18 protein-coding genes are annotated in these 23965 nt (G+C 67.1%); 7 read left to right on the top strand and 11 right to left on the bottom strand.

From position 1 onward, the window contains the following. Positions 1–750 precede the first annotated feature (750 nt). The 10 genes from ACQR0Z_RS11300 to ACQR0Z_RS11255 all read right to left on the bottom strand — a co-directional run bounded on the left by ACQR0Z_RS11300 (position 751) and on the right by ACQR0Z_RS11255 (position 11331). Positions 751–2094 carry a methyl-accepting chemotaxis protein gene (locus ACQR0Z_RS11300; RefSeq protein WP_434918617.1) on the bottom strand — a complete coding sequence of 448 codons (1344 nt, stop codon included), beginning with the start codon at positions 2092–2094 and terminating at the stop codon, positions 751–753. A gap of 423 nt (positions 2095–2517) precedes the next feature. Next, positions 2518–3006 carry a cytochrome c-type biogenesis protein gene (locus ACQR0Z_RS11295; RefSeq protein ID WP_434918616.1) on the bottom strand — a complete coding sequence of 163 codons (489 nt, stop codon included), beginning with the start codon at positions 3004–3006 and terminating at the stop codon, positions 2518–2520. Positions 3007–3011: 5 nt separating this feature from the next. Further along, a complete protein-coding gene (locus tag ACQR0Z_RS11290; protein ID WP_434918615.1) occupies positions 3012–4991 on the bottom strand; it encodes a heme lyase CcmF/NrfE family subunit in 1980 nt (659 codons plus the stop codon). Further along, positions 4988–5506: a cytochrome c maturation protein CcmE gene (gene ccmE / locus ACQR0Z_RS11285; RefSeq protein WP_434861059.1), complete on the bottom strand. Its 519-nt coding sequence runs from the start codon at positions 5504–5506 to the stop codon at positions 4988–4990. The genes ACQR0Z_RS11290 and ccmE overlap by 4 nt, the downstream gene beginning before the upstream one ends. Positions 5507–5540: 34 nt before the next feature. Next, the gene (gene ccmI / locus ACQR0Z_RS11280) at positions 5541–6641 is read right to left on the bottom strand and encodes a c-type cytochrome biogenesis protein CcmI (protein ID WP_434918614.1); all 1101 of its coding nucleotides are present in this window, start codon (positions 6639–6641) and stop codon (positions 5541–5543) included. A gap of 133 nt (positions 6642–6774) precedes the next feature. Further along, on the bottom strand, positions 6775–7044 hold the full coding sequence (locus ACQR0Z_RS11275; protein ID WP_434861057.1) for a hypothetical protein: 270 nt from the start codon (positions 7042–7044) through the stop codon (positions 6775–6777). A gap of 121 nt (positions 7045–7165) precedes the next feature. Further along, positions 7166–8689: a hypothetical protein gene (locus tag ACQR0Z_RS11270; RefSeq protein ID WP_434918613.1), complete on the bottom strand. Its 1524-nt coding sequence runs from the start codon at positions 8687–8689 to the stop codon at positions 7166–7168. 109 nt (positions 8690–8798) lie between these two features. Continuing rightward, positions 8799–10175 (bottom strand): ATP-binding protein, encoded by a 1377-nt coding sequence (locus ACQR0Z_RS11265; protein WP_434861055.1) that lies wholly within the window; start codon positions 10173–10175, stop codon positions 8799–8801. A gap of 61 nt (positions 10176–10236) precedes the next feature. Beyond that, complete coding sequence (locus tag ACQR0Z_RS11260; protein ID WP_006614547.1) at positions 10237–10911, bottom strand: response regulator transcription factor; 675 nt, start codon at positions 10909–10911, stop codon at positions 10237–10239. Between the two features lie 267 nt (positions 10912–11178). After that, positions 11179–11331 (bottom strand): hypothetical protein, encoded by a 153-nt coding sequence (locus tag ACQR0Z_RS11255; RefSeq protein ID WP_009027687.1) that lies wholly within the window; start codon positions 11329–11331, stop codon positions 11179–11181. Positions 11332–11588: 257 nt separating this feature from the next. On the opposite strand from ACQR0Z_RS11255, the gene ACQR0Z_RS11250 reads away from it, so the two are divergent. The 3 genes from ACQR0Z_RS11250 to ACQR0Z_RS11240 all read left to right on the top strand — a co-directional run bounded on the left by ACQR0Z_RS11250 (position 11589) and on the right by ACQR0Z_RS11240 (position 15851). Beyond that, complete coding sequence (locus tag ACQR0Z_RS11250; protein WP_434878343.1) at positions 11589–12566, top strand: Ku protein; 978 nt, start codon at positions 11589–11591, stop codon at positions 12564–12566. Between the two features lie 386 nt (positions 12567–12952). Further along, positions 12953–13954: a LysR substrate-binding domain-containing protein gene (locus tag ACQR0Z_RS11245; RefSeq protein WP_434918612.1), complete on the top strand. Its 1002-nt coding sequence runs from the start codon at positions 12953–12955 to the stop codon at positions 13952–13954. A 400-nt stretch (positions 13955–14354) separates the two neighbouring features. Next, complete coding sequence (locus ACQR0Z_RS11240; RefSeq protein ID WP_434861052.1) at positions 14355–15851, top strand: porin; 1497 nt, start codon at positions 14355–14357, stop codon at positions 15849–15851. 156 nt (positions 15852–16007) lie between these two features. Here the strand turns inward: ACQR0Z_RS11240 and ACQR0Z_RS11235 are convergent, their stop codons facing one another. Continuing rightward, positions 16008–16172, bottom strand: coding sequence for a Flp family type IVb pilin (locus ACQR0Z_RS11235; RefSeq protein ID WP_434861051.1), 165 nt, complete (start codon positions 16170–16172; stop codon positions 16008–16010). A 387-nt stretch (positions 16173–16559) separates the two neighbouring features. Between ACQR0Z_RS11235 and ACQR0Z_RS11230 the strand changes: the two genes are divergently transcribed. The 4 genes from ACQR0Z_RS11230 (at position 16560) to ACQR0Z_RS11215 (ending at position 23823) form a co-directional block, all read left to right on the top strand. Further along, positions 16560–18092 (top strand): thymidine phosphorylase family protein, encoded by a 1533-nt coding sequence (locus ACQR0Z_RS11230; protein WP_434918611.1) that lies wholly within the window; start codon positions 16560–16562, stop codon positions 18090–18092. Positions 18093–18134: 42 nt separating this feature from the next. Further along, the gene (locus tag ACQR0Z_RS11225; RefSeq protein WP_434918610.1) at positions 18135–19727 is read left to right on the top strand and encodes an MBL fold metallo-hydrolase; all 1593 of its coding nucleotides are present in this window, start codon (positions 18135–18137) and stop codon (positions 19725–19727) included. A gap of 271 nt (positions 19728–19998) precedes the next feature. Further along, entirely contained in the window at positions 19999–22116 is a 2118-nt protein-coding gene (locus tag ACQR0Z_RS11220; protein ID WP_434918609.1) for an OmpA family protein, read from the top strand. Between the two features lie 12 nt (positions 22117–22128). Further along, a complete protein-coding gene (locus tag ACQR0Z_RS11215) occupies positions 22129–23823 on the top strand; it encodes a cell envelope biogenesis protein TolA (RefSeq protein WP_434918608.1) in 1695 nt (564 codons plus the stop codon). Positions 23824–23965: the final 142 nt, after the last annotated feature.

Raw genomic sequence — 23965 nt, 5'->3', positions numbered from 1 at the left:
AGAAAGGTAGGCGGTGCTTCATCGAATGGCGCCGGTGCGGACTACGTAGTTGTGATGAATTGTGTTGGCGCGACCATCACAACCCCGGCTGATTCCGCCGGGCGGTTTATCGGCAAAGTGAAAGAACGCGGCGCGGCTGTGGAGGCTGCCTGCCAGCGTGACGCGAGCGGCTCGCCACACACTCCGCCGTCATTCCGGGGCGCACGTCAGCGCGAGCCCGGAATCCATAACCACGACCGGCAGTTGTTGAAGGGAGATGCCGCGACAGCTCGTCGCCATCATCGCCGTTCGTGATTATGGATTCCGGGCTCATTCGCGTTTCCGCGAATGCCCCGGAATGACGGCGGAGATGATGGCCGGCTCTTATCGCGCGGCGCAGGCGTGGCCGGATCAGCGATAGCGACATCCAAGCTAATCTCGACCGCGCGTGAAATCCCGGATGTCGCTGACGCTCATCCGACGACAGCGGAGGGCTGGGTGACGGCTGCGGTCAAGCCGGACACGACGCTCTCTCCGCCGTCATTCCGGGGCGCGCGTCAGCGCGAGCCCGGAATCCATAACCACGACCGGCAGTTGTTGAAGGGAGATGCCGCGACAGCTCGTCGCAATCACAACCGATCGTGGTTATGGATTCCGGGCTCATTCGCGTTGCCCGCGAATGCCCCGGAATGACGGCGGAGAGAATGGCTGGCTGGTGTCGTGCGGCACAGGTCGGAGGGACGACGCGGCGGGCTTGAGCGACGGAGTGCCTCAGCTCGCCTTCACGCTGATGATGAACGCATCGACCTCGCGCTTGAGCGTCTCGGCCTGTTGCGACAGATCACCGGCGGCGTCGCGCGCGTCGGTGGCCAAGCGGCCGGTTTCGGCCGAGGTGGAGGTGATCTGGGCGATGTGGTTGGAGACGTCGGCGGTGCCGCGGGCGGCCTCCTGGACGCTCTTGGAGATGTCCTGGGTGGCGTTGCGCTGCTGCGAGGTGTCGACCTCGATGCCGGACATGATGGCGCTGATCTCGGACAAGGTCGTCGAGATGCCATCGATGGCGCCGCGGGTCTCCGCGGTGATGCCCTGGATGCTGGCGACATGCGCCGAGATCTCGTCGGTCGCCTTGCTGGTCTGGTCGGCGAGGTTCTTCACCTCCGAGGCCACGACCGAGAAGCCCTTGCCGGCCTCGCCGGCGCGCGCGGCCTCGATGGTGGCGTTGAGGGCGAGCAGGTTGGTCTGCGCCGCGATCGCCTGCACCAGCTGCACAACGGTGCCGATCTTCTCGGCGGCGTCCGACAGCGAATGGATGGTGTTCTTGCTCTTCTCGGCCTGCGACGCCGCGCCCTCGGCGCGCTGGGTGGCGTCGGAGACGCGGCGGCTGATGGTGCCGATCGAAGAGGTCATCTCCTCCGTGGAGCCGGCCACCGTCTGCACGCTGCGATTGGCGTGGTTGGCGGCGGCCTCCACCGCGTTGGCCTTGGCCGAGGTGTCGTTGGCGGCGCGCGACAGCGTCTCGGCGTTGCTCTTGAGACGCACGGCCGACGAGGCGACGCTGCTGACGACGCTGGCGACGAGCTCGTTGAAGGAGTGGATGCGGCCGTCGAGGAAGCGCGAGCGCTCGCCCTGGCGCTGCGCCTCCTGCAGCTCGCGCTCGGTGAGGCGCTGGCGCTCGATGCCGTTGGTCTTGAACACCTCCAGCGCGCCGGCGAGCTGGCCGATCTCGTTGGTCAGGCCAAGGCCGGGGATGCGCGTGTCGTATTTCTGGCCGGCGACGTCGCGCATGGCCGCGACCATCGCGGCGAGCGGACGCAGGATGCCGTTCTGCACGGCGGCATAGGTCATCAGGCAGACGGCGCTGGCGAACACGGCGATCGCGACGCAGGCGATCAGGAACCAGGAGAACGCCGACTGCGCCTGCTGATAGGTCAGCGTCGCATGGTCACGCGCGGGACCGCTGAGCGTGGCGAAGTCCTGCGACAGGCTGGTGATCTGGTTGTTGAGATAGAGCACCGCGATGAAGCCGGTGCCACCGCCGATCGCCAACAGCAGCAGCAGCGAGGCGACGACGCCTCCCACGAGGAAGCGGATCGTCAGATTGCTGTTGGAGAACATGGACCTTGCCCGGACGCGTCAGACGGAATGTCAACGCACAGTCCCAGACAATGGTAAAATAAGATGAAAGCGCGGGGGCCGGCGGAGCACGGGAGAGTGCGGGGGTTTTGGGACGGTGCGGGCGGGAAGCGTTATCAATAGCGCCATCCGCACGTCGCACGTGCGGCCACCCCGCTCTCACTCCTCACCCTGAGGAGCCCGCCCCCTTGGGGCGGGCGTCTCGAAGGGCGAGGCCCGAGACCTCGGCCTCATGGTTCGAGACGCGCCGCCATGAAGACCATGCGTGTCGGCTCGACCGTCGCGCGGCGCTCCTCACCATGAGGGTCTGGCACCCAGGGCGGTCCTGCACAGCGACCATGAACACGCCAAGCGGCGTGTTCATGAAGAGGAGCAACACCCGAAACCGGGAATTCCCTCTGGCGTTCAAGTCGCCGGCGGCTGCTTTTCCGCCGCCATCAGCGCGGCGAGGCGCGCTTCCTCCTCGGCCGTCAGCTTCGGCGTCACCTCACTTCCGCGCTGGGCGCGGCGGCGGACCTGCCACCACAGCGCCAGCCCGCCGCCGAGCAGCAGCACCGGGGGCAGCAGCCAGAGCAGCAGGGTCTGGCGCTCGAAGCGCGGCTTGAGCAGCACGAACTGGCCGTAGCGGGCGACCAGGAAGTCGAGCACCTGATTGTCGCTGTCACCGGCGGCGAGACGCTCGCGCACCAGCAGGCGCAGGTCGCGCGCCAAAGGCGCGTCGGAATCGTCGATCGACTGGTTCTGGCAGACCATGCAGCGCAGCTCGCGCGACAGCGCGCGGGCGCGCTGCTCCTTGGCCGTGTCCGACATCACCTCGTCGGGCTGCACGGCATGCGCCACGGGTGCGCCAATCAGCAGCAGCGCGAGTGCGAGCGAGCCGAGAATGCGTCGCATCCGCCCTACTCCGCCGGCTGCAAGGCACGCGCGGCCCGCGCCGGCCGCGGCGCGCCGACGCGCAGGCGGCGATCGGACAGCGACAGCAAGCCGCCGAACGCCATCAGCACCGGGCCGAACCAGATCAGCAGCACCAGCGGCTTGTGATAGATGCGCACGGCGAGGCCGCCGTCCGCCGTGGTGTCGCCGAGCGAGACATAGAGCTGGCTGACGCCGCGCGTCAGCAGCGCGGCCTCGGTGGTCGACATGCCGCGCGTCGCAAAGCTGCGCTTGCTCGGCGTCATCACCGCGAGCTGCCTGCCGTCCTCGCTGATCACGAAGGTGCTGATCACTTCGGTGAAGTTCGGGCCCTGGCGCTGGGTCATGCCGTCGAACTTGATCTGGTAGCCGGCGAGGTTGCGCATGTCGCCGGGACGGAGGGTCGAGATCAGCTCGCTGTTCCAGGTGGTCTCGCAGACGATGCCGAGCAGCGCGACGCCGAGGCCGGCATGCGCGAACGCCGTGCCCCACACCGAGCGCGGCAGACCCTTGGTCCGATGTAGCGCGGTCTTGACCGGCACGCGGGTGATGCCGCTGCGCTCGACCAGATCGACGATGGCGCCGACAATGACGAAGACGCCGAGGCCGATGCCGAGCGGCGCCAGCGCGCTGCCGCCGCGCGCCCAGGCCCAGGCGATCGCGATCGCCACCAGCGAGGCAATGCCGGCGGCCAGCAGCCGCTGGGTCGCCGCGACCAGATCACCGCGCTTCCACGCCAGCATCGGGCCGAACGGCACCATCAGCAGCAGCAGCGCGAACAAGGGGCCGAAGGTGAGGTTGTAGAACGGCGCGCCGACCGAGAGCTTGAAGTCGAGCGCTTCCATGATGACGGGATAGAGCGTGCCGAACAGCACGGTGGCGCAGGACACGGTGAGCAGCAGATTGTTCAGTACCAGCGCGCCCTCGCGCGAGATCGGCGCGAACAGCCCGCCCTGCTTCAGCGCCGTGGCGCGGCCGGCGAACAAGGTCAGGCTGCCGCCGATGAACAGCACGAGGATGCCGAGGATGAACACGCCGCGCGTCGGATCACTGGCGAAGGCGTGCACCGAGGTGATGACGCCGGAGCGCACCAGGAAGGTGCCGAGCAGCGACAGCGAGAAGGTCAGGATCGAGAGCAGGATGGTCCAGACCTTGAGCGCGTTGCGCTTCTCCATGACGAGCGCGGAGTGCAGCAGCGCGGTGCCGGCGAGCCAGGGCATCAGCGAGGCGTTCTCGACCGGGTCCCAGAACCACCAGCCGCCCCAGCCGAGCTCGTAATAGGCCCAGTACGAGCCCATGGCGATGCCGAGCGTCAGGAAGATCCAGGCCATCAAGGTCCACGGCCGCACCCAGCGCGCCCAGGCCGCATCGATGCGGCCCTCGATCAGGGCTGCGATGGCGAAGGAGAACGAGATCGAGAAACCGACATAGCCGAGATAGAGCATCGGCGGATGCACGGCGAGCCCGATGTCCTGCAGCACCGGATTGAGGTCGCGGCCCTCGATCGGCGGCGTGGCGAGGCGCGCGAACGGGTTCGAGGTGGTCAGGATGAACAGATAGAAGGCGCTCGCGACCCAGGCCTGCACCGCGAGCACGCGGGCGCGCAGCGACAGCGGCAGATTGTTGCCGAAGGCCGCGACCATGGCGCCGAACAGCGCGAGGATCGACACCCACAGCAGCATCGAGCCTTCATGGTTTCCCCAGACGCCGGTGATCTTGTAGAGCAGCGGCTTCATCGAGTGCGAGTTCTCGAACACGTTGGCGACGGAGAAATCCGAGGTCACGTGCAGGGTGATCAGCGCGATGAAGGAGAGGCCGGCGAAGACAAGTTGCGCCAGCGCGGCGGAGCGGCCGACATTCATCAGCGCGACGTCATGCTTGGCCGCGCCGAGCATCGGCACCGTCGACTGGATCAGCGCCAGCGCGAGTGCCAGCACCAGGGCATAATGTCCGCTCTCTGCAATCACTGCGTCGCTCCTGCGGCCGTCTTCTCAGCCCCCTCGCGCATCGACACCGGGCCCGGTTTGGCGGCGCCTTGCGGCTTGCCGTAATCGTCCTTCCAATGGCCTTGTTTCTTGAGGCTGTCGGCGACTTCCTTCGGCATGTAGGTCTCGTCATGCTTGGCGAGCACGGTATCCGCCTTGAACACGCCGGAGGCATCGAGCGCGCCTTCGGCGACGACGCCCTGCCCTTCACGGAACAGGTCCGGCAGGATGCCCTTGTAGGCGACCGGGAGCTTGGCGCCGCCGTCGGCAACCTCGAAGGTGACCGCGAGATCGTCGCCGCGCTTCAGCGAGCCCGGCTGCACCAGGCCGCCGAGACGGAAGCGCTTGCCAGCGGGAACATGCTTCTCCGCGACCATGGTCGGCGTCGAGAAGAACACGATGGAGTCGCGCAGCGCGTTCAGCACCAGCCCGGCCGCGACCGCGAGCACGAACAGCGCCCCGCCGATGATCGTCAAACGCCTCTGCTTGCGTGTCATCCCAACATCCCGTTCGCGGCGAAAGCGCCGCTCATCATCCATCCAGCCCGAAGGTCTTCACGGCCTCGTTGAGCTGGCGCAACCGATCGGCATCCTTCACGGCCTGCCTTGCATCGGATAACGCCGATTTGGCCTTGTCGAGATCACCCAGCACGACATAAGCGCGCACCAGCCGCAGCCAGCCCTCGGGGTCGTCGCCATTCTCTTTCAGCCGCGTCGCCAGGCGATCGACCATGCCGCGGATCATCGTGTCGCGATCGCCGGCGCTCATGTCCTTGGCGGCGGCCATCGCCTCGCTCGGCAGCGCCGGCGCCTCGCCGCCGCCGACGCGGGCGAGCGCGGCCACCACCAGCGGCCGCCATGGCGCATCCGCCGGGCCCTTGCTCAGCATGCCCCGCCAGATCTTGGCGGCGTCGTCCTTGCGGCCGTCCTGCTCGGCGGCCAGGCCAAGATAATAGTTGGATTTCGGCTCGTCGGCGTCGAGCGCGTGGCCGCGCTCGAACTCGGCCTTGGCCTCGGCGGTGACCACCCCGCCCGCGGCAGCCGTGATCACCTCGCCGAGATCGGCGCGCTTGGCGGCGCCGTCGCCGGCATAAGTGATCATGTTGCGATAGGCGCGGATGGCGTCCTCGGTGCGGCCGAGCCGCGCCAGGACGGGGGCGAGCACCGTCCAGCCGCGGCCGTCGGTCGGATTCTTCTGCAGATGCTGCTCGACCTGCGACACCAGGTTTTCCAGCGGCTGCGAACCGTCGGCCGGCGTGGCGCGGGCGGTGAGCGGAAAGTCCGGCAGTTGCGGCGAGCCGAGCGGCAGATAGACCGCGAGCGCCACGATCGGCAGCCCGACCAGCGCCAGCACGGCCGCCATCCGGCGCAAGCCCAGGCTGGTCCTCGCCGGCGCGGCCTGCTCCTGGTCGGCGGCGGCCAGCAGCCGGCGGCCGATCTCGACCCGGGCCGCCTCGGCCTCGGCCTTGCCGATCAGGCCGGTTTCGACGTCGCGATCGATCTCGGCGAGCTGGTCCTTGTAGACGACGACCTCGCGGCCCTCGGTGGCGGCGCGCGCGCCCAGCCCGAGCGGCAGCAGGACGGCGAAGATCGCCGCGGCCGTCATCACGGCGAACACGAACCAGAGCGTCATCGACAGGGTTCCACAGCGCCCACCGGCAGGCGCATTGCCGCGCTTTTAACCAGCAGCGTTCCCGGCGGCAATTCACAATTGCCGCCCTGGTAGCGCACTCCCCAAAGCCGAAAAACTCAGGAGGATTACGTAATTAAGGCACCTCGAACTCGGCGCTCTTGGCGAGGTAGCTGCCGTGCCCGTTGAGGGCCATCAGGAAGTAGGTCCCCGGCCTGACCTCGTCGGTCAGCCTGATCCGCAGCGAGCCGGCCGGCACCGGCGAGGCGATGGTGGTGACGGGATCGGCGAGCTGTGCCCCGCTCGTCTTGTCGACGAGCACGACCTTGGCCTTGATCATGAGGTTGCGATAGGTCGCGCGTACCACGCGATTCTCGACTTCGACGAAGTTGATGACGGAAATCATGGTCTTGATGAAAACGGCTGAACTTAAAGGCTGAACGTGCGGCGGAAGCGTCTGAGTTGCCCCGTCCCCCGGGACAACCGAAAATCGAACTCTTCAAATACGGGTGGAAGATAGCAAAAGATCAGCCGGCGCGCGAAGATTTTCGTTCGCCATTCAACGCATTCTCGGCCGACCGGCTCATCAATTGGGCGTAGTCGTTGCCGAACAGGACATGGCAGAAGCGGATCGCCGCCGAAACCTGCGACTGCCGATAGGCGCGCGCCCGCGCGTCGCCCGAGCGCAGCGACTGCACCAGCGCCTCGGTGGCCTTCTCGACATATTGCTGCAGGTCGGAATAGGTCCGCAGCGTGACCTCGTTGATGGCGAGCTCGCTGGCATAGTTGCGGCATACCGCGACGAACTCGATCAGCGCCGCGACCTCCTCGACCTCGCCGGTGTCGACGCCGGCGCCGGCCGGAATGTCCTTGTCGGCGCGCTGGCGCAGGATGCGGCGGGCGCGGCCCGGCACGCTGTCGATCTCGGATTGCAGCGCGTTGGAGATGTCGGCGCGGATCGCGGTGAGCTGCTTGCCCCAGTTTGATTCCGAGCGCAGGTCGAGCTCGGTGCGCAGGCCGCGGACGCCGTCGTGCAAGGTCTTCAGCGTGTCGCCGAGATTGGAGAAGTGCCCGCGCCGGATGTCGGCGCGCAGCACCGCGGCAAGACCCGCGAGATCATTGAGCGCGATGGTCACGGCGACGCCGAACGGGGTTGCCGCGACCCGGATCTCGTCGTCGGACGCGGCGATCTTGGTAGCAAGGCGGATGATCTGCCATGGCGCGGCTAGGCGCTGCATCACCAGCGACAGCGCGAACGGCAGCATCAAGGGCGTCTGCAGCGACGGCACGTTGATCGCGTCGGTGACGGAGGCGATCTGCGAATCGCCGAGCGTCCGGATGATGCCCGGCAGGCGTCCGTTGAGACCGTCGAGCGCCTCGCGATTCTGCAGCACCAGCGCGATCGGCAGGAGGTCCTCGATCACGCTGGGCGCGCCGATGCGGGCCAGCAGACGCTGGCGGTCGCCGGTCGCGTTCGGGCCCACGAGCTTCATCAGGGACTCGGCGGCGGCGAGCTGCAGCTTGCGGGCGGCCATCTCGATCTCGCGCGAGCTGTCGCCGCCGGCCGACATCGCGGCCTCGAACTCGGCATAGCGCTCGGGCGCGCCCTCGCGTCCGAGCCACTGCCAGACGGCAAGCAGCGAGCCGCGGCGGATCTGTCCGGGACGCAGCGGACCGGTGGAATCGGTCAGGAACGGTTCGAGCGGCCGGAACAGCCGGCGCGGTGCATCGCCGCTCTGCCGGCGATCCTCGCGCGACGGGCCGGGCGCTGGCGCGGTCTCGGCTGCAGGCTTGGGCGGAGCGGCCTCGGCGGGCGCGGCGCGGGCGGGCGTCGAACGGGCGGCTTCGGCCGGAGCCGCAGCCGCAGCCGCAGCCGCAGCCGGCGCAACGGGACGCGCGACCTTGCGCAACTGCTCGAGCACCAGCGTGGCGACCGCCACGTCCTGGCCGCGCTCGATGGCGCGTTCGAACTCGCGCATCAGCAACGACTGCGCATTCGGCGGCAGCTGCCCGAGATATTCTCTCAATCGTTCTTGAGCTGTCTGACCCATGCGCCGGCGTGCAAATTTCCACCGCGAGAGCGCACATTGCGCACCCCTGCACCGACCTTAGCGTCCGCGATGTTAAGAACACCTTTAGGATGGTGAAATTCGCGGCCCGTCAAACGCCGGGCAGCCGGAGTTCGGCCCGGAGACCGCCGGTCGGCGCATCGCCCAGGGTCAGCCGGCCGCCATAGAGCGCCGCCAGATCGGTGACGATCGACAGGCCGAGGCCCGACCCCGGCTTGGATTCGTCGAGTCGCTGGCCGCGCCGCAGCACCTGGGCGCGCTCGGCCGCCGAGAGGCCCCGGCCATCGTCATCGACGATGATGCGCAGCATCGGCGATGCCCCCGGCTGCGCCGGCGGCTCCACCGTCAGTTCGACGGAAACCCGGGAGGTCGCCCATTTGCAGGCATTGTCGACGAGATTGCCGACCATCTCCTCCAGATCCTGGCGCTCGCCGCGAAACCGCGCCGACGGGTCGGTCGTGGCCTCGACCAGGATGCTGCGATCGCGATAGATCTTCTCCATGGTGCGGCGCAGCGCCTCGATCGCCGGCGCCACTTCGGTGACGGTCGACACGATCGTCACGCGCGCCGCGATCCGCGCCCGCTCGAGGTGGTGGGCGACCTGGTCGCGCATCACATCGGCCTGCTCCATCACCTTGGCCGCGAACGGATCGGCCGCGTGGGTGGTCGCTTCGTTCACGATCACGGACAGCGGCGTCTTGATGGCATGGGCGAGATTGCCGACATGGGTGCGCGCCCGCTCGACGATCTCGCGATTGGCATCGATCAGCGCGTTGGTTTCGCGCGCCAGGGGGGCGATTTCGACCGGAAACTCGCCTTCGAGCCGCTCCGCCCGGCCGGAGCGGATGTCGGCGATCGATTCGGAGATGCGCTTCAGCGGCGCGAGGCCGTAACGGACCTGGAAGATGGTGGTCAGCAGCAGCACGACGCCGAGCGCGGTGAAGGTGCCGCCGAGATAGTAGTCGAAGCTGCGGGTCTCGTCGAAGATCTCGGACGCGTCCCCGGCGACGCTGACCAGGAATTTGCCGTCCGAGCCGAGGTCCACGGGCCGCTCGACCATGCGCAGATCCTGGTTCTCCGGTCCCTCGACATAGCCGATCCGGATACCGGCCGCGGTCAGCTCGATCCCCTGCTCCTCCAGCTTGGGCAGCTTCTTGTCCCACAGCGAGCGCGAGGCCCTCACCTCCGGCTTCTCGGTGTCGGTGCGCGTGATCTGCCAATACCAGCCGGACAGGGGCAGCTCGAACAGCGGCTCGCCGAGCGACTGGAATTGCCGGTCGGGCGGATCGTCGGGAGTGGCGACCTCGGCGATCAAGGTGCGCAGGTAGAGGTTGATCCTGCGGTCAAAGGCGCGCTCGGTCGCATTGCGATAGACCGAGGACAGCACGATGCCGGTGATGGCGAGGATGACCACGAGCCACGCGGTCGCGGACAGGAACAACCGGGTGGCAAGTGAACTCTGGCGCATGACCGCAAATTAGCGAAACGTCCGGCGCCCGGCCACCTCGATGGCGGGCGCCGGAGACGGTTCAGGCGCCGGCTGCCGGGGGCGGCGTCAGGAGATAGCCGAGGCCGCGCACGGTCTGGATGACGTCGCAGTCGAGCTTCTTCCGGATGCGGCCAACGAACACCTCGATGGTGTTGGAGTCGCGGTCGAAGTCCTGGTCGTAGAGATGCTCGACCAGTTCGCTGCGCGAGACCACGCGGCCGGAATGATGCATCAGGTAGGACAGCAGCCGGTATTCGTGTGAGGTCATCTTGACGGGGTTGCCTGACACGCTGACCTTGCCGGTGCGGGTATCGAGCGTGACGGGGCCACAGGTCAGTTCGCTCTGGGCATGACCGGCCGAGCGGCGGAGCAGCGCGCGGATGCGCGCCAGCACCTCCTCGAGGTGGAACGGCTTGGCGACGTAATCGTCGGCGCCGGCATCGAAGCCCTGCACCTTGTCGCTCCAGCGGTCGCGCGCGGTGAGGATCAGGACCGGCATCGCCCGGCCGTTACGACGCCAGGCTTCGAGGACGGAGATGCCATCCATCTTCGGCAGGCCGATATCGAGCACGACAGCGTCATAGGGCTCGCTGTCGCCCAGGTAATGCCCCTCCTCACCATCGAACGCACGGTCCACGACGTAGCCGGCGTCGCTCAGGGCCGTGGTGAGCTGACGGTTGAGATCCGGATCGTCCTCGACAACGAGCAGACGCACGCTTGCCTCCAAAGCTGAACTGCACGATTTCCGCCCTCAAGATGAACCGGAAGGCCGTGAACCGCGCATGAACGGAACCCGACCGAACGGGTTACTTTTTGGTCATCTCGGTCGGGGCCGCCGGCAAGGGCCGACAGAATTGAGGCGGATATACGCTCTGGAACACCGCGATGAAAAGCCCGGCCATGGGGATGGCCGGGCTTGATTTGGTGCGAAGCGATGGAGGCCGGCCGCGGTGTCACGGCCAGCCGACATCTCGATGCGCCCTCAGGTATGGAAGAACACGAACCACACGAGGCCCAGGACCAGCAGCGCCAGCCCCGTGGAGATGGCCAGCATCGCCAGCACCGACGGCCCGGGTTCGCCCTGCCGGGCTTCGGTGGGAGTTTCGACGATCTGCGACCCTCGTCTTGTTGCCATGGCGCCCTCAGCTCGCTGCTGTTCTCGAACGCAATATCGCGTTCTCTCACTTGCTCAGTTGGCAACGTCGGCCCCCAGATGATGTTCCGGCCCGGCCCCCGCATGCGACCAGTTAACGCCGCTCTTAGAATCTGCGGGTAGGCTTGTTGAATCCGCGGCCTGCGATGTTATCCTCGCGGCCGTAGCGAGAACTAAGTCCGCAGCAGCCCGGTCCCGGGGAGTTCGCCCGTCAGTTTGCAGTTGAGTGGAGTGGAGACATGGCCCCGCGCGCCAATTGGAAGGGTTTTCTGCGGCTATCGCTCGTGACCTGCCCGGTCGCGCTCTATCCGGCCACGTCGGAATCCGAAAAAGTCTCCTTCAACCAGATCAACCGCAAGACCGGCCATCGCATCAAATACAGCCGCGTCGACGCCGAGACCGGCGAGGAAGTAGCCAACGAGGACATCGTCAAGGGCTACAAGGTCGACACCGACACCTACATCGAGGTCACCAAGGACGAGCTCGACGACATCGCGCTGGAATCGACCCACACGATCGAGATCGACGAGTTCGTGCCGCGCACGGATATCGACAGCCGCTATCTGATCCGCCCCTATTATCTCGTGCCCGACGGCAAGGTCGGCCATGACGCCTTTGCGGTGATCCGCGAGACCATCCGCAGCATGGACAAGGTCGCGATCGGTCGCGTGGTGCTCACCAACCGCGAGCACATCATCGCACTGGAGCCGCTCGGCAAGGGGCTGATGGGCACGCTGCTGCGCTATCCCTACGAGGTGCGCAACGAGGACGAATATTTCGACGACATCCAGGATGTGAAGATCACCGGCGACATGCTCGATCTCGCCAAGCACATCGTCGAGAAGAAATCGGCCGACTTCCAGCCGGAAAACTTCGAAGACCACTACGAGGCCGCACTGGTCGAACTCATCAACAAGAAACGCAACGGCGTGACCATCACCGCCAAGGCCGCGCCGAAGTCGACCGGCAACGTCATCAACCTGATGGATGCGTTGAAGCGCAGCCTTGCCAGCGAGGGCGACAAGGCACCGGCCCCGGCCACCGCCAGCGCGCCGAAGGCCAAGGCGAAGAAGCCGAAGAAGCGCGTCGAAGGCCAGCGCGAGATGCTGCTGCCGATCAGCGGCAAGAAGGCCAAGGACGAGGCGAAGAAGGCGGACGAGCCGAAGAAGGCCGAGAAGCCGGTTCGGACGACCGCTCGCTCGCGAAAGGCCGGATGACACCTCGCGGACGCACTGAAGCGCCACAGGTGGAACCCGCCGTCGCTTCAACGTGTCGTCCCTCCTCTAAGCTCCTCCTCTGATCCCAACTTCCTCATCCTTACCGGTGAGGCGCTGGTTTTGCTGAGCTGGTCCGCTATTCCCGCCTCCAAAGCTGGGCGCGGATTTGTGATCGGTTCGATGCCGCCTGCGTGCTTGCGGAATGAGCACGCCGCGCCTAGCTCTGCGGCGCGGGTGAATGATCGGGCGCAGCTTCCACGCGAAGGCGGCTGGTCGATGATGGAGCGACCTTGGCGGAGTCGGTCCGGCTGCACGACGCGGCGTATCAGGGGGTATGAATGGTCCAGCATGTCGGAAGCCATTGCCGGGCATGGCGCGGCTAGCCCATGGCGCGTGTTCAGCTGTCCGAGCTCTCGGCGTTCGCGGCCGTCGCGGATACGTTGAGCTTCACCAAGGCGGCCGCCCACATCGGTTGCTCGCTGCCGACCATCAGCCAGACGATCAAGGGCCTCGAGGAACGGCTCGACGTCCGGCTGTTCAACCGCACGACGCGCAGCGTGGCGCTGACGGCGGCCGGCGAGCGGCTGCTGGCGGAAATTCAGCCGGCTCTCGAACGTGTCGATCAGGCCATCGAGAGCATCAACGCCTTTCGCGACAAGCCGATGGGCACGTTGCGCTTGACGGTGTCGCGCGTGTTCGCCATGCGCGGCCTCGGTCCGCTGATCCGGTCATTCCTCGCCGAATACCCGGACATCCATCTCGAACTCGCCGTCGACGACACCAACAGCGACATCGTCCGCAATCGATTCGATGCCGGCATTCGCGCGGGCCATCGCGTCGAACGCGACATGAAGGTCATTCGCGTGTTCGACGAATGCAGCTTCGTGGCCGTGGCCTCCCCCGGCTATCTCGCAGCCCATCCGACGCCCATGGTTCCCGAAGATCTGCAGAGCCACAACTGCATCCGTCATCGCGCGCCGGCCGACGAGACGTTGCAGCCCTGGATCTTCGACAATGGCGGCGATCACACGGAGATCGCGGTGGAGGGCGCGCTGACCGTCAACGATCTCGACCTCGCGCTGAATGCCGCGCTCGACGGCATCGGAGTGGCCTACCTCGTCGAGCCGATGATCGACCAGCATCTGGCGGACGGACGGCTGGTGCGGCTCCTGCCCGGCTGGAGCCATACGATGCCTGGACTGTTCCTCTATCACCCGAGCCGACGGCAACCGCCGATGCCGCTGCAGGTGTTTCTCGACTTCGTCAAGCGATGGCGCAGCGGCGCCACGCTCGATCGAATCACGCGAGCCTCGGACGTCGGCGGCAACGAACTGGTTGCAGCGACGTCACATCGCTCGTCCATAACGATTGAATCGAATCGCCGCTGAGAGCCTGATCGCACTCCGACGCGTGCCGCGCATTCCGAGTGATGCGTGAACGCACCATCGTGTGCGCAGCTTGCGTGATTCCCCCGTGATTGTTCGGGATTCCCACCTACCCTATTCATGATTATCATCATTAACAGATTGTTCCAGAACGGACACAACGGTGGCGTTGCCGCGTCGAAGCTCGTGCGATCCGAGAGCACGTTAACGACGACCGAGTGGAACACGGGCAAACCAGCCCAGATTCATCAAATTGAAATGAGCTGGTGCACACTTCATTCATGCCACCGAGAGCCAAGCCGATCGGCCTGAGCGGGAATGCGGGTGTGAAAGCAGAAGCTGGCAACCGCCAGAGGCGACACGCGGGGGGCCGTGTGACCGCCGATCAACCGGAGAGATTGAGATGAAGACGATCAGGGGCCTGCTTCTTGGAACGGGAGCAGTGATACTGTCCGCCGCGGCGGCTCACGCTGCAGACCTTCCGCTCAAGGCCAAGGCCGTCGAGTATGTCAAGGTGTGCTCGCTGTACGGCACCGGCTTCTACTACATGCCCGGCACCGACACCTGTATCAAGCTCGGCGGCTATGTGCGCGCCGAAACCGCGCTGTGGACCAACAGCAACTATGGTGGCGCCTATGGCGGCGTGGCCGGCGCCGACAACCGCCTCAGCAACCGCTATCAGATGCGGTCGCGCCAGGACATCAACATCGATACGCGGACAGCCACCGAGTATGGCGTGGTCCGCACCTATTTCGACGCGGTCCTGACCTGGACCTCCGGCTCCACCGCCGGCACCGGCGGCGGCGCGACCGCCTATACGGGCGACGCCATCTCGGGCGGCACGCTCGGCGTCTACTACGCCTTCATCCAGTTCGCCGGCTTCACCATGGGTAAGGCGGTGTCGACCTTCGACGCGCCGTGGACCAACTATCCGGGCAACAATTTCGACGGTCTCGTCGGCGGCAGCGGCTCCAACAACGGCGTCAACCAGCTGACCTACACCGCCGATTTCGGCCAGGGCATCACCGCCGCGATTTCGCTGGAGGACCAGACCCAGTTCTTCACCACCAACATCTGGAACACCTCGGGCATCACCGCGGCGGGCGTGCTCGGCGGCGCCTACGGCACCAGCAGCATCGGCGGCAACGTGTCGCCGGACATCATCGGCATGGTTCGCGTCGACCAGGCCTGGGGCATTTTCCAGGCGTCGTTCGCCGCGCATGACAACCACACGGCCTATTATGGCGCGACGGAAACGTCGGGCCATCCGTCCGACAAATGGGGCTGGGCTGCTCAGGCGTCGTTGTCGATCAAGAACATCCCGACCGGTCCGGGCGACGTCGTCAACCTGCAGGCGGTCTATACCGACGGTGCCAGCCGCTACAACTTCCAGAGCTTGGCCTCGACGTCCTATTCGATGTACGGCAGCACCGGCGTGCCCGGCGCCTACCAGAGCATCGGCTTCGCCGGCGTCGCCGACGCGGTCTACGGCGCAGGCACGGGCCTCTCGACCGTGCAGACCTGGGGCATGCGCGGCGCCTACACCCACAATTGGGATCCGCGCTGGAACACGGCGCTGTACGGCGCCTACGCCCAGGTCCGCTACGGCCAGACCGGCACGAACCTGATCTGCACCGGCATCGCCGCGACCGCCATGCTCACGGCGGGCTCGACCTGCAATCCCGACTTCAACCTCGGGCAGATCGGCCTGATCACGCGCTGGACTCCGGTGAAGGGCCTGACCTTCTCGGCCGACGTGACCTACAGCCACCTCGACCAGAAGTTCTCGGGCACCGCGATCGCTCCGGCGGTCACGAGCACGGCCAAGCCGGCCGCCACGTATCAGCTCCGCGACCAGGACACGGTCAGCATGCTGCTGCGCGCCCAGCGCAACTTCTGACGCTAGACGATCAAACCTCAACCGCTCCAAAGCTTCCGGCGATGCCCCGCCGGAAGCTTTGTCTTTTTCAAGCGGCTGCGGGGGTGGCAAATACAAAGGGCGCCGTGCGGACACACGGCGCCTTCGAATTGATCCGGCTGCGGCGGGACGATCGTTCTATTTGATAGACGTATTGATCGCGGTGAACTTGCTGCTCAGTCCCGAGCCGAGGCCGTTGACCGCGGCAAGGATCACGATGCTCAAGCCGCCGGCGATGATGGCGTATTCGATCGAGGTCGCGCCAGCCTGATTCTTCAGGAAGTTTGCAATCAACTGACGCATCTATCACTCCGGTCGGGCTCGATCATCAGGCGCGCCGCGACGGCGCGCGCACAGGCCGGGACGGACGCCCCGGGAAACCCTCGGGCATCCGCTTGAAAAATAGGTTAATCTGATCGGAGACAAACGGGGCAGCAGATGCCTGCCCCGGCAGCGCCCGCTGGTCGCAGCCAAGGCTCGCCAGCCATTTCAGAACTCCGCGCAATCCATTGAATTCATTGACTTTATCTCTCACCCGCGAGTCTGGAGGACAAGGTTGTCCAAGATGCGCCGCGTGGGGATGATCGTCGACACATCGAGAAAAAAATTCGGCTTGGCCGCAATCCGTCTCCGGCATGATCTGCGTCAACGGCCGTGACGGCGACCGGCTTAACGGTGATGATCACCGCCATGACCACAGCCGAATTCGCCCGCCCCCAGCTCAAGATCCGCAGCGTCGCGCTCGACACCGGCCGCGAGAACGTGGTCGTGATCTCGCGCCGCTCCAAGGCGTTGCGGCCGGATGTCTTCAGTGGCTTCAGCCGGGTCGAGCTGCGCTGCAATTCCCGGACATTGCTGGCGACGCTGCTGATTACCGACGACGACGCGCTGGTCGGGCCGGACGAGATCGGCCTGTCCGAGCCGGCGCTGCGGCGCTTCGCAGAACCGCCGGGGACACTGGCGACGGTCTCGCCGGCGACGCCGCCCGACAGCCTCGAATCCGTCCGCGCCAAGATCCGCGGCGAGACCTTGAGCGACCAGGCGATCGCCGCCGTGATCGACGACCTCGCCCACTACCGCTATTCCGACATGGAGATCGCGGCGTTCCTGATCGGCTCCGCGAGCTTCATGAGCTCGGGCGAACTGCTGGCGCTGACGCGCGCGATGGCCAATGCCGGAACGCAGCTCACATGGCCCGAGCCCGTCGTGGTCGACAAGCACTGCATCGGCGGCATTCCCGGCAACCGCACCTCGATGGTGGTGGTGCCGATCGTCGCCGCCCATGGGCTCACCATCCCGAAGACCTCGTCGCGCGCGATCACCTCGCCGGCCGGCACCGCCGACACGATGGAGGTGCTGGCGCGGGTGAATGTCGGCGCCGAGGAGATGAAGTCGATCGTCGCGGCCTGCAACGGCTGCGTGATCTGGGGCGGCCACGTCAATTTGTCGCCGGCCGACGACATCCTGATCTCGGTCGAGCGCCCGCTCAGCCTCGATACGCGCGAGCAGATGGTGGCCTCGATCCTGTCGAAGAAGCTCGCCGCGGGCTCGACGCATCTGCTGCTCGACCTGCCGGTCGGTCCGACCGCCAAGCTGACCAGCGGCGCCGAGGCGATGCGCTTGCGAAAACTGTTCGAATTCGTCGGCGACCGGTTCGGCCTCAAGGTCGAGGTGATCACGACCGACGGCCGCCAGCCGATCGGCAACGGCATCGGTCCGGTGCTCGAGGCGCGCGACGTCATGGCCGTGCTGGGCAACGAGCCGTCGGCACCGGCGGACCTGCGCGAAAAATCGCTGCGGCTCGCGGCGCATCTGCTCGAATATGATCCGAAGCTGCGCGGTGGCGCGGGCTATGCGCGCGCCCGCGAGCTGCTCGACAGCGGCGCAGCTCTGAAACAGATGCAGAAGATCATCGACGCCCAGGGACCAACGACGAGCCGCAGCGAACTCGGCAACCTCGCCTTCGATGTGCGGGCCGAGCGCGATGGCACCGTCGCCGCGATCGACTGCCTGCGGCTCAACCGCCTGGCACGCACTGCCGGCGCGCCGGTCAACAAAGGCGCCGGCATCAGCCTGTTCAAGAAAATCGGCGACCGCGTCGACCAGGGCGAGCCGCTCTATCGCGTGTTCACCTGCGATCCGTCGGAGCACGATCTGGCGGCGGCCGCCGCCGGCGCCAACAATTGCTACGCGTTCGCGGACGGTCCGAACGGCCAGCGCTGATCGGCATCGCATATTCCATCAAACAAGCCAGGAGACCGCCGCATGAGTGTCAGCCTTCGCTTCTGCGGCGCCGCCCAGACCGTGACCGGATCCTGTTATCTGCTGCGGACCGACACGGGCCAGATCCTGATCGATTGCGGCCTGTTCCAGGGCCAGAAGACGCTGAAGGAGCTGAACTACGGCGACTTCCCGTTCCGGCCCGCCGATATCGACGCCGTGCTCCTGACGCATGCGCATATCGACCACAGCGGACTATTGCCGAAGCTGGTGAGTTCAGGCTTCGACGGCAAGATCTTCGCCACCCGCGGCACCATCGATCTGTGCTCCTGGATGCTCCCCGATGCCGGCAACATCCAGGAGCAGGAGGTGCTGACGCTGAATCGCCGCAACATCGCGCGCGGCCGCGGCGAAGTGACTCCGATCTATACGCAGGCCGATGCAGTCGCCGCGTTGCAGTATTTCCAGCCCGTGCCCTACGAGAGCTGGACGGACATCATTCCCGGCGTGCGCGCCCGCTACTGGAATGCCGGGCATCTGCTGGGCTCCGCGTCCATCGAGATCGAGTTCGCTGGTCAAGGCTCCGACGGCGCACCGCTGCGCCTGCTTGCCTCCGGTGACGTCGGCCCCGACGCCAAGCTGTTGCAGCCCGATCCGAAAGCGCCCTCGGGCTTCGACTACGTGATCTCGGAAGCCACCTACGGCGATCGCATCCGCGAGGCGACCACGGAGGAACGGCGCCGCGAGCGTCTCGCCGGCGAGGTGCGCGAGGCCGCCGCGGCCCGCGGCGCGATGCTGATCCCGGCCTTCGCGGTGGAGCGGACGCAGGAGCTGATCGTCGATCTTGTCGGGCTGATGGAGCGCGGCGCGATCCCGGCCGCGCCGATCTTCCTGGACTCGCCGCTCGCCATCCACGCCACCGAGGTGTTTCGCGCGCATGCCGCGAGCCTCGACGGCGGCAGCGATGTCGAACGTCTGCTGTCGTCGCCGCATCTGCGCTTCACCGAAACCGTCGATGAAAGCAAGGCGATCGCCAAGCTGACCGGTTTCCACATCATCATCGCCGCCAGCGGCATGTGCGACGCGGGCCGCATCCGCCATCATCTGAAGCGCTGGCTATGGAATAACCGCGCCACGGTGCTGCTGGTCGGCTACCAGGCCAACGGCACGCTCGGCCGCTTCCTGCAGGACGGCGTCAAGGCGGTGCGCATCCAAGGCGAGGAGATCAAGGTCGGAGCGCGCATCCGCATGATCGACGATTATTCGGGCCATGCCGACGGCGCCGAGATCGCACGCTGGATCGCGGCCCGCCGTCCGATCGGCCGCGGCCTGTTTCTGTCGCACGGCGAGGAAGCGGCGATCGCGGCGCTGGCTGCGCGTGTGAGCGAGCGGATCGTGCCGGCAGCCAAGCTGTTCTCCCCCCTGCTCGACGACGTCTACGAACTCACAACGCCTGTCCCGACCTCGCTCGACGTGGCCCGCAGGCGCCGGCTGGCGCCGGAGGCCGTCACCCGGCTCGACTGGCATAACGACATGTCGGGCCTCCTGCTCGACATCCACGCGCGCATCGAGCAGGCCGCCGACGACCGCGCCCGCGGCATCATCATCCGCCGCCTGCGCCGGGCGCTCGAGGAGTAACGGCCCCACGCGGCTCACTGTCGCTTGGTCGTCGAACGGTCACACTTTGCTCGCAAGCTCGGCCCACCGGAGGTCGACGAAGAAGCGACCGCAACCCGAGGAGCGAGGCTGCCGCAAAAAGGCAGCACCATCTCCGCTTGTGTATATTGAAGAACACAACGCGGGAGACGGCTGGTCTCCGAAGGCGATTCTGATAGGCTCGACGCGTGGTTCACGACAAACGGCTCGATCCGGGTGAATCCGGCGCAGGTGGGGAAACGGGGGCTCTCACATGCATCAACCATCGAAATGGTGGGCGGGACTGATCGTCGTCGGCGTGCTCTGGCTGGTAGCCATGGGCTTCAAGACGGCGGGTGTCGAAAACGAGATTGCGCCGCGGGCGCGGGCCGCCGTGGCCGCCGCCGCACCAGATACCGCAGCAGCGTTGAAGGTGTCGGTCGCCGGGCGCGACGTGCGCATCGAGGGTCCGGAGTTCGGTCCCGACCAGGCGAGCCGGCTCGAGGACGCCGCCAGCGTCGAGGGCGTCAGGCTGGTCGACGGCACCTACGACAAGCTGCCGACGCCGAAGCCCTATGCGTTCCGCGCCGCACGCAGCGGCAGCCAGCTGGTGCTCGAAGGCACGGTGCCGACGCCCAAAGCGCGGGACACCGTGCTCGGCGCGGCCCGCTCCGCGGGCGGCGGCGAGGTCGTCGACCGCCTCGGCTATGCGCTCGGCGCGCCCACCGATTTCGCAGTGATCGCGAGCCACGGCCTGGCGCAGGCCGCCAAGCTGAAGGACGGCACGTTCGCCCTTGCCGACAAGCAGTATTCGATCGCCGGTGCCGCCGCCTCATCGGACGTCTACGAGACGGCCGTGGCCGCGACCCGGCAACTGCCCGGCGGCGCGGTGCTCGCCAATGCCGCCATCCTGCCGCCGGAGGCCAAGCCCTTCATCTGGAGCGCGGTGCGCGACGGCAAGAGCCTCGTGTTGTCAGGCGTCGTCCCCAGCGACGAACTCCGGCGCGCGCTCGAAGCGGCCGCGATCAAGCTCGCGCCCGGCGCGCCGGTGACGCACCAGATGCAGATCGCGCGCGGCGCGCCGTCCGGCGATTTCGGCGCCTATGCGACCTACGCGCTGGCCGAGTTGAGCCGGCTGACCACGGGGCGCGTCGTGATCTCCGACGCCACCTACACGATCTCGGGCGAGGCGCCTTCGCCGGCCGCCTATGACGCGGCGATCGCGGGCACCGGCAAGCTGCCCGCAGGGCTCAGCCTGGCAAAAGCGGACATCGTGCCGCCGGAGATCAAGCCCTATCGCTGGTCGGCGGAATTCGATGGACGCGGCGTGACTTTGGCCGGTCTTGCGCCCAGCGCCACCGTGCGCGAGGCGATGCTGGGCGCGGCCGGCGGACAGTTCGACGGCAAGCTGATCAAGAGCGACATCGGCATCGCGCGCGGCGCGCCCGACAGCGACGTCAGCAAGGTCGGCGCGAGCCTGCTGCAGCTTCTCGCCAAGCTGTCGTCGGGCCGCGCCGAGATCAACGACACGAAGGTCTCGCTGCGCGGCACCGGGCTCGCCAATGTCACCGGGGCTGCGCTGCGCGAGGCGCTCGCGGGCGCCCTGCCCGCGCCGTTCACGGTCGCCGCCGTCGACGTGCGCGACGGTCCGATCTCGCCCTATGCCTTCGGGCTGCAGAAGCAGGATGGCCGCGTCAAGCTGAGCGGCTATGTGCCCGACGAGGCCGCGCGGCGCGATCTCGTCGACGCCGCGACGCAGACCTTCGTCACCGAGACCGTCGAGGACAGTCTGAAGATCGGCGACGGCGCGCCGAAGGATTTCGTGCCGTCGTTGAAGGCGACCTTCCCGGCGCTGGCGCGGCTGTGGTCGGGGGCCCTGACCGCGAAGGATACTGCCATCTCGGTGGACGCGGTCGCCATCTACGACAAATCCGCCGAGCAGGTGCGGAAGGAGCTCGCGGATGCCGGCGGCGGCCTCAAGCTTGCCGACGTCAAGATCGCGGTGAAGCCGGACGACCCGCCGCTTGCCGTCGCCGACTGCCAGCCAGCCTTCAACGGGCTGCTCGCGAAGGGGCGCATCCGCTTCGCGACCGGCAGCGCCGAGCTCAGCCGCGACTCGCTGGCGCTGCTCGATCACCTGATCGAGACCACCAAGCGCTGCAAGGACGCCGAGATTGCGATCGAGGGCCACACCGACAGCGTCGGCGACGAAGAGACCAACATGGAGCTCTCGAAGAAGCGTGCGGCGGCCGTGGTCGGCTACATCGGCGAGGCCGGCATCGACACCGCGCGGATGACCTCCGAGGGCTACGGCCAGACCAAGCCGGTCGCCTCCAACGACACGCCGGAAGGCCGCGCACAGAATCGCCGCATCGAATTTGTCGTGAAGTGAGGCGCTGACATCATGATGTACGACCTTGCGACATTTCCGGTCTGGATCCTGCTCTCCGCGCTGATCGGCGGCGCGGTCGGCTGGATCACCTGGTCCGACCACAAGCACCCGGACTGGCACCGGGGCTGGCTGTTGCCCGCCACGCTCGCCTTCGCGATCGGTCTGTTGATGGCGCTCCTGGGGGTGCTGCCGGGACGCGCCGGGCTTTGGCTCGAAGTCTTGCTGCTGATGATCAGCGCCTATTTGCTGGGCTGCCTCGCGGGCGGATATCTGAAGGACTATGCCGCGCTGAGTGACACCAGCGCGATGTCGCCGGGCGGCCCGGGCGGCAATCTGGCGCTGGCGGCCTATACCGGCGGCGGACGCCCGGTCGCAGACGGCCGGTCACAAACGCCCGCGGCCCAGGCGGCCGCCAGCATCGAGGCGGATCGTCTTGCCGCGGAAGCCGTCGCCAAGGCCGAAGCCGAGCGCCTCGCTGCGGAAGCCGCTGCAAAGGCTGAGGCCGATCGCCTCGCCGCAGAGGCTGCCGCGAAGGCCGAAGCCGATCGCTTCGCCGCGGAAGCTGCCGCGAAGACCGAAGCCGATCGCCTCGCCGCGGAAGCTGCCGCAAAGGCCGAAGCCGATCGCCTCGCTGCAGAAGCTGCCGCGAAGGCCGAAGCCGAGCGTCTTGCCGCCGAGGCTGCCGCAAAGGCCGAGGCTGACCGCCTTGCGGCCGAAGCCGCAGCAAAGGCCGAGGCCGATCGCCTCGCCGCAGAGGCTGCTGCAAAAGCCGAAGCCGACCGCCTCGCCGCGGAAGCCGTTGCAAGAGCCGAGGCGGAGGCTCAGCGCCTCGCGGCCGAGGCGACTGCGAAGGCCGAGGCCGATCGCGTCGCGGCCGAAGCCGCCGCCAAGGCGGAGGCCGAACGAGTTGCGGCGGAGGCCGAGGCTGAGCAGTTCGCCAGCGCCGTCGCCGCCTCGTCAGCACCTACGGCTGCTGCCGATGACAGGCCGCCGGCCCTGCCCGCTCCCGACGGCAGCGCGGACGATCTCAAGCTGATCAAGGGCATCGGGCCCAAGAACGAGCGCGTTCTCAACGACATCGGCGTGCATCATTTCAGCCAGATCGCGGAATGGACGCCGGCGCATGCGGACTGGGTCGGCCATCACATGGCGTTCCCCGGCCGGATCGAGCGTGAGCATTGGATCGCCCAGGCGAAGCTGCTCGCGGCCGGTCTCGACACCGCGCATTCGAGCGCGGTGAAGTCCGGCGCCATCACGATCGATGAGCAGGCCGATGCGCCGCTGACCGAAGACGAGGCCAGCTACCTCCTGGCCCACCTGCCGGCGCTGATGCCACCGGTCGAGAACCAGGACGATCACGCCGGCAGCCGGCCGCTCGGTCTCGCTGCCCCGCGCGGCGGACAGGCGGACGACCTCAAGCTGATCAAGGGCATCGGCAAGCAGAACGAGGCGCGGCTACACGGGCTCGGCATCTGGCACTTCGAGCAGATCGGGGCCTGGACGGCGGAGCACGCCAAATGGGTCGGCTCCTACCTGGCCTTCGCGGGGCGGATCGAGCGCGAGCAATGGATCAGCCAGGCCAAGGAGCTTGCGAACGGCGGAACGACAGAGTTCAGCAAACGGGTCGAGGCTGGCCTAGTGAAGTCATCGCTCGATGACGGCTCGCGCGGGCAGGACAACGTCGAGGTCGTTCAGCCCCGCCAATAGCAGCGCCAGCGCGCGAATCGTAGTGTGGGCAAAGGCGCTGCCGTGCGCTCGCCTCAGGCGAGGTCGCAGCGGCGCCGTGCCCACCGTCTTGCCACTTGCCGGGCTTGACGATGGTGGGCACGGCGCGTGACAGCGCGCCTCG

This window comes from Bradyrhizobium sp. HKCCYLS3077 (genome assembly GCF_051167555.1).
Classification (GTDB): domain Bacteria; phylum Pseudomonadota; class Alphaproteobacteria; order Rhizobiales; family Xanthobacteraceae; genus Bradyrhizobium.
This window is presented reverse-complemented; position numbering and strand designations above follow the sequence as displayed.

Bases quoted from the DNA above. Each gene is read 5' to 3' on its own strand.
- ACQR0Z_RS11300 (WP_434918617.1), bottom strand. From the start codon at position 2,094: ATGTTCTCCAACAGCAATCTGACGATCCGCTTCCTCGTGGGAGGCGTC.
- ACQR0Z_RS11295 (WP_434918616.1), bottom strand. From the start codon at position 3,006: ATGCGACGCATTCTCGGCTCGCTCGCACTCGCGCTGCTGCTGATTGGC.
- ccmE (WP_434861059.1), bottom strand. From the start codon at position 5,506: ATGACACGCAAGCAGAGGCGTTTGACGATCATCGGCGGGGCGCTGTTC.
- ccmI (WP_434918614.1), bottom strand. From the start codon at position 6,641: ATGACGCTCTGGTTCGTGTTCGCCGTGATGACGGCCGCGGCGATCTTC.
- ACQR0Z_RS11275 (WP_434861057.1), bottom strand. From the start codon at position 7,044: ATGATTTCCGTCATCAACTTCGTCGAAGTCGAGAATCGCGTGGTACGC.
- ACQR0Z_RS11270 (WP_434918613.1), bottom strand. From the start codon at position 8,689: ATGGGTCAGACAGCTCAAGAACGATTGAGAGAATATCTCGGGCAGCTG.
- ACQR0Z_RS11265 (WP_434861055.1), bottom strand. From the start codon at position 10,175: ATGCGCCAGAGTTCACTTGCCACCCGGTTGTTCCTGTCCGCGACCGCG.
- ACQR0Z_RS11255 (WP_009027687.1), bottom strand. From the start codon at position 11,331: ATGGCAACAAGACGAGGGTCGCAGATCGTCGAAACTCCCACCGAAGCC.
- ACQR0Z_RS11250 (WP_434878343.1), top strand. From the start codon at position 11,589: ATGGCCCCGCGCGCCAATTGGAAGGGTTTTCTGCGGCTATCGCTCGTG.
- ACQR0Z_RS11245 (WP_434918612.1), top strand. From the start codon at position 12,953: ATGGCGCGTGTTCAGCTGTCCGAGCTCTCGGCGTTCGCGGCCGTCGCG.
- ACQR0Z_RS11240 (WP_434861052.1), top strand. From the start codon at position 14,355: ATGAAGACGATCAGGGGCCTGCTTCTTGGAACGGGAGCAGTGATACTG.
- ACQR0Z_RS11235 (WP_434861051.1), bottom strand. From the start codon at position 16,172: ATGCGTCAGTTGATTGCAAACTTCCTGAAGAATCAGGCTGGCGCGACC.
- ACQR0Z_RS11230 (WP_434918611.1), top strand. From the start codon at position 16,560: ATGACCACAGCCGAATTCGCCCGCCCCCAGCTCAAGATCCGCAGCGTC.
- ACQR0Z_RS11225 (WP_434918610.1), top strand. From the start codon at position 18,135: ATGAGTGTCAGCCTTCGCTTCTGCGGCGCCGCCCAGACCGTGACCGGA.
- ACQR0Z_RS11220 (WP_434918609.1), top strand. From the start codon at position 19,999: ATGCATCAACCATCGAAATGGTGGGCGGGACTGATCGTCGTCGGCGTG.
- ACQR0Z_RS11215 (WP_434918608.1), top strand. From the start codon at position 22,129: ATGATGTACGACCTTGCGACATTTCCGGTCTGGATCCTGCTCTCCGCG.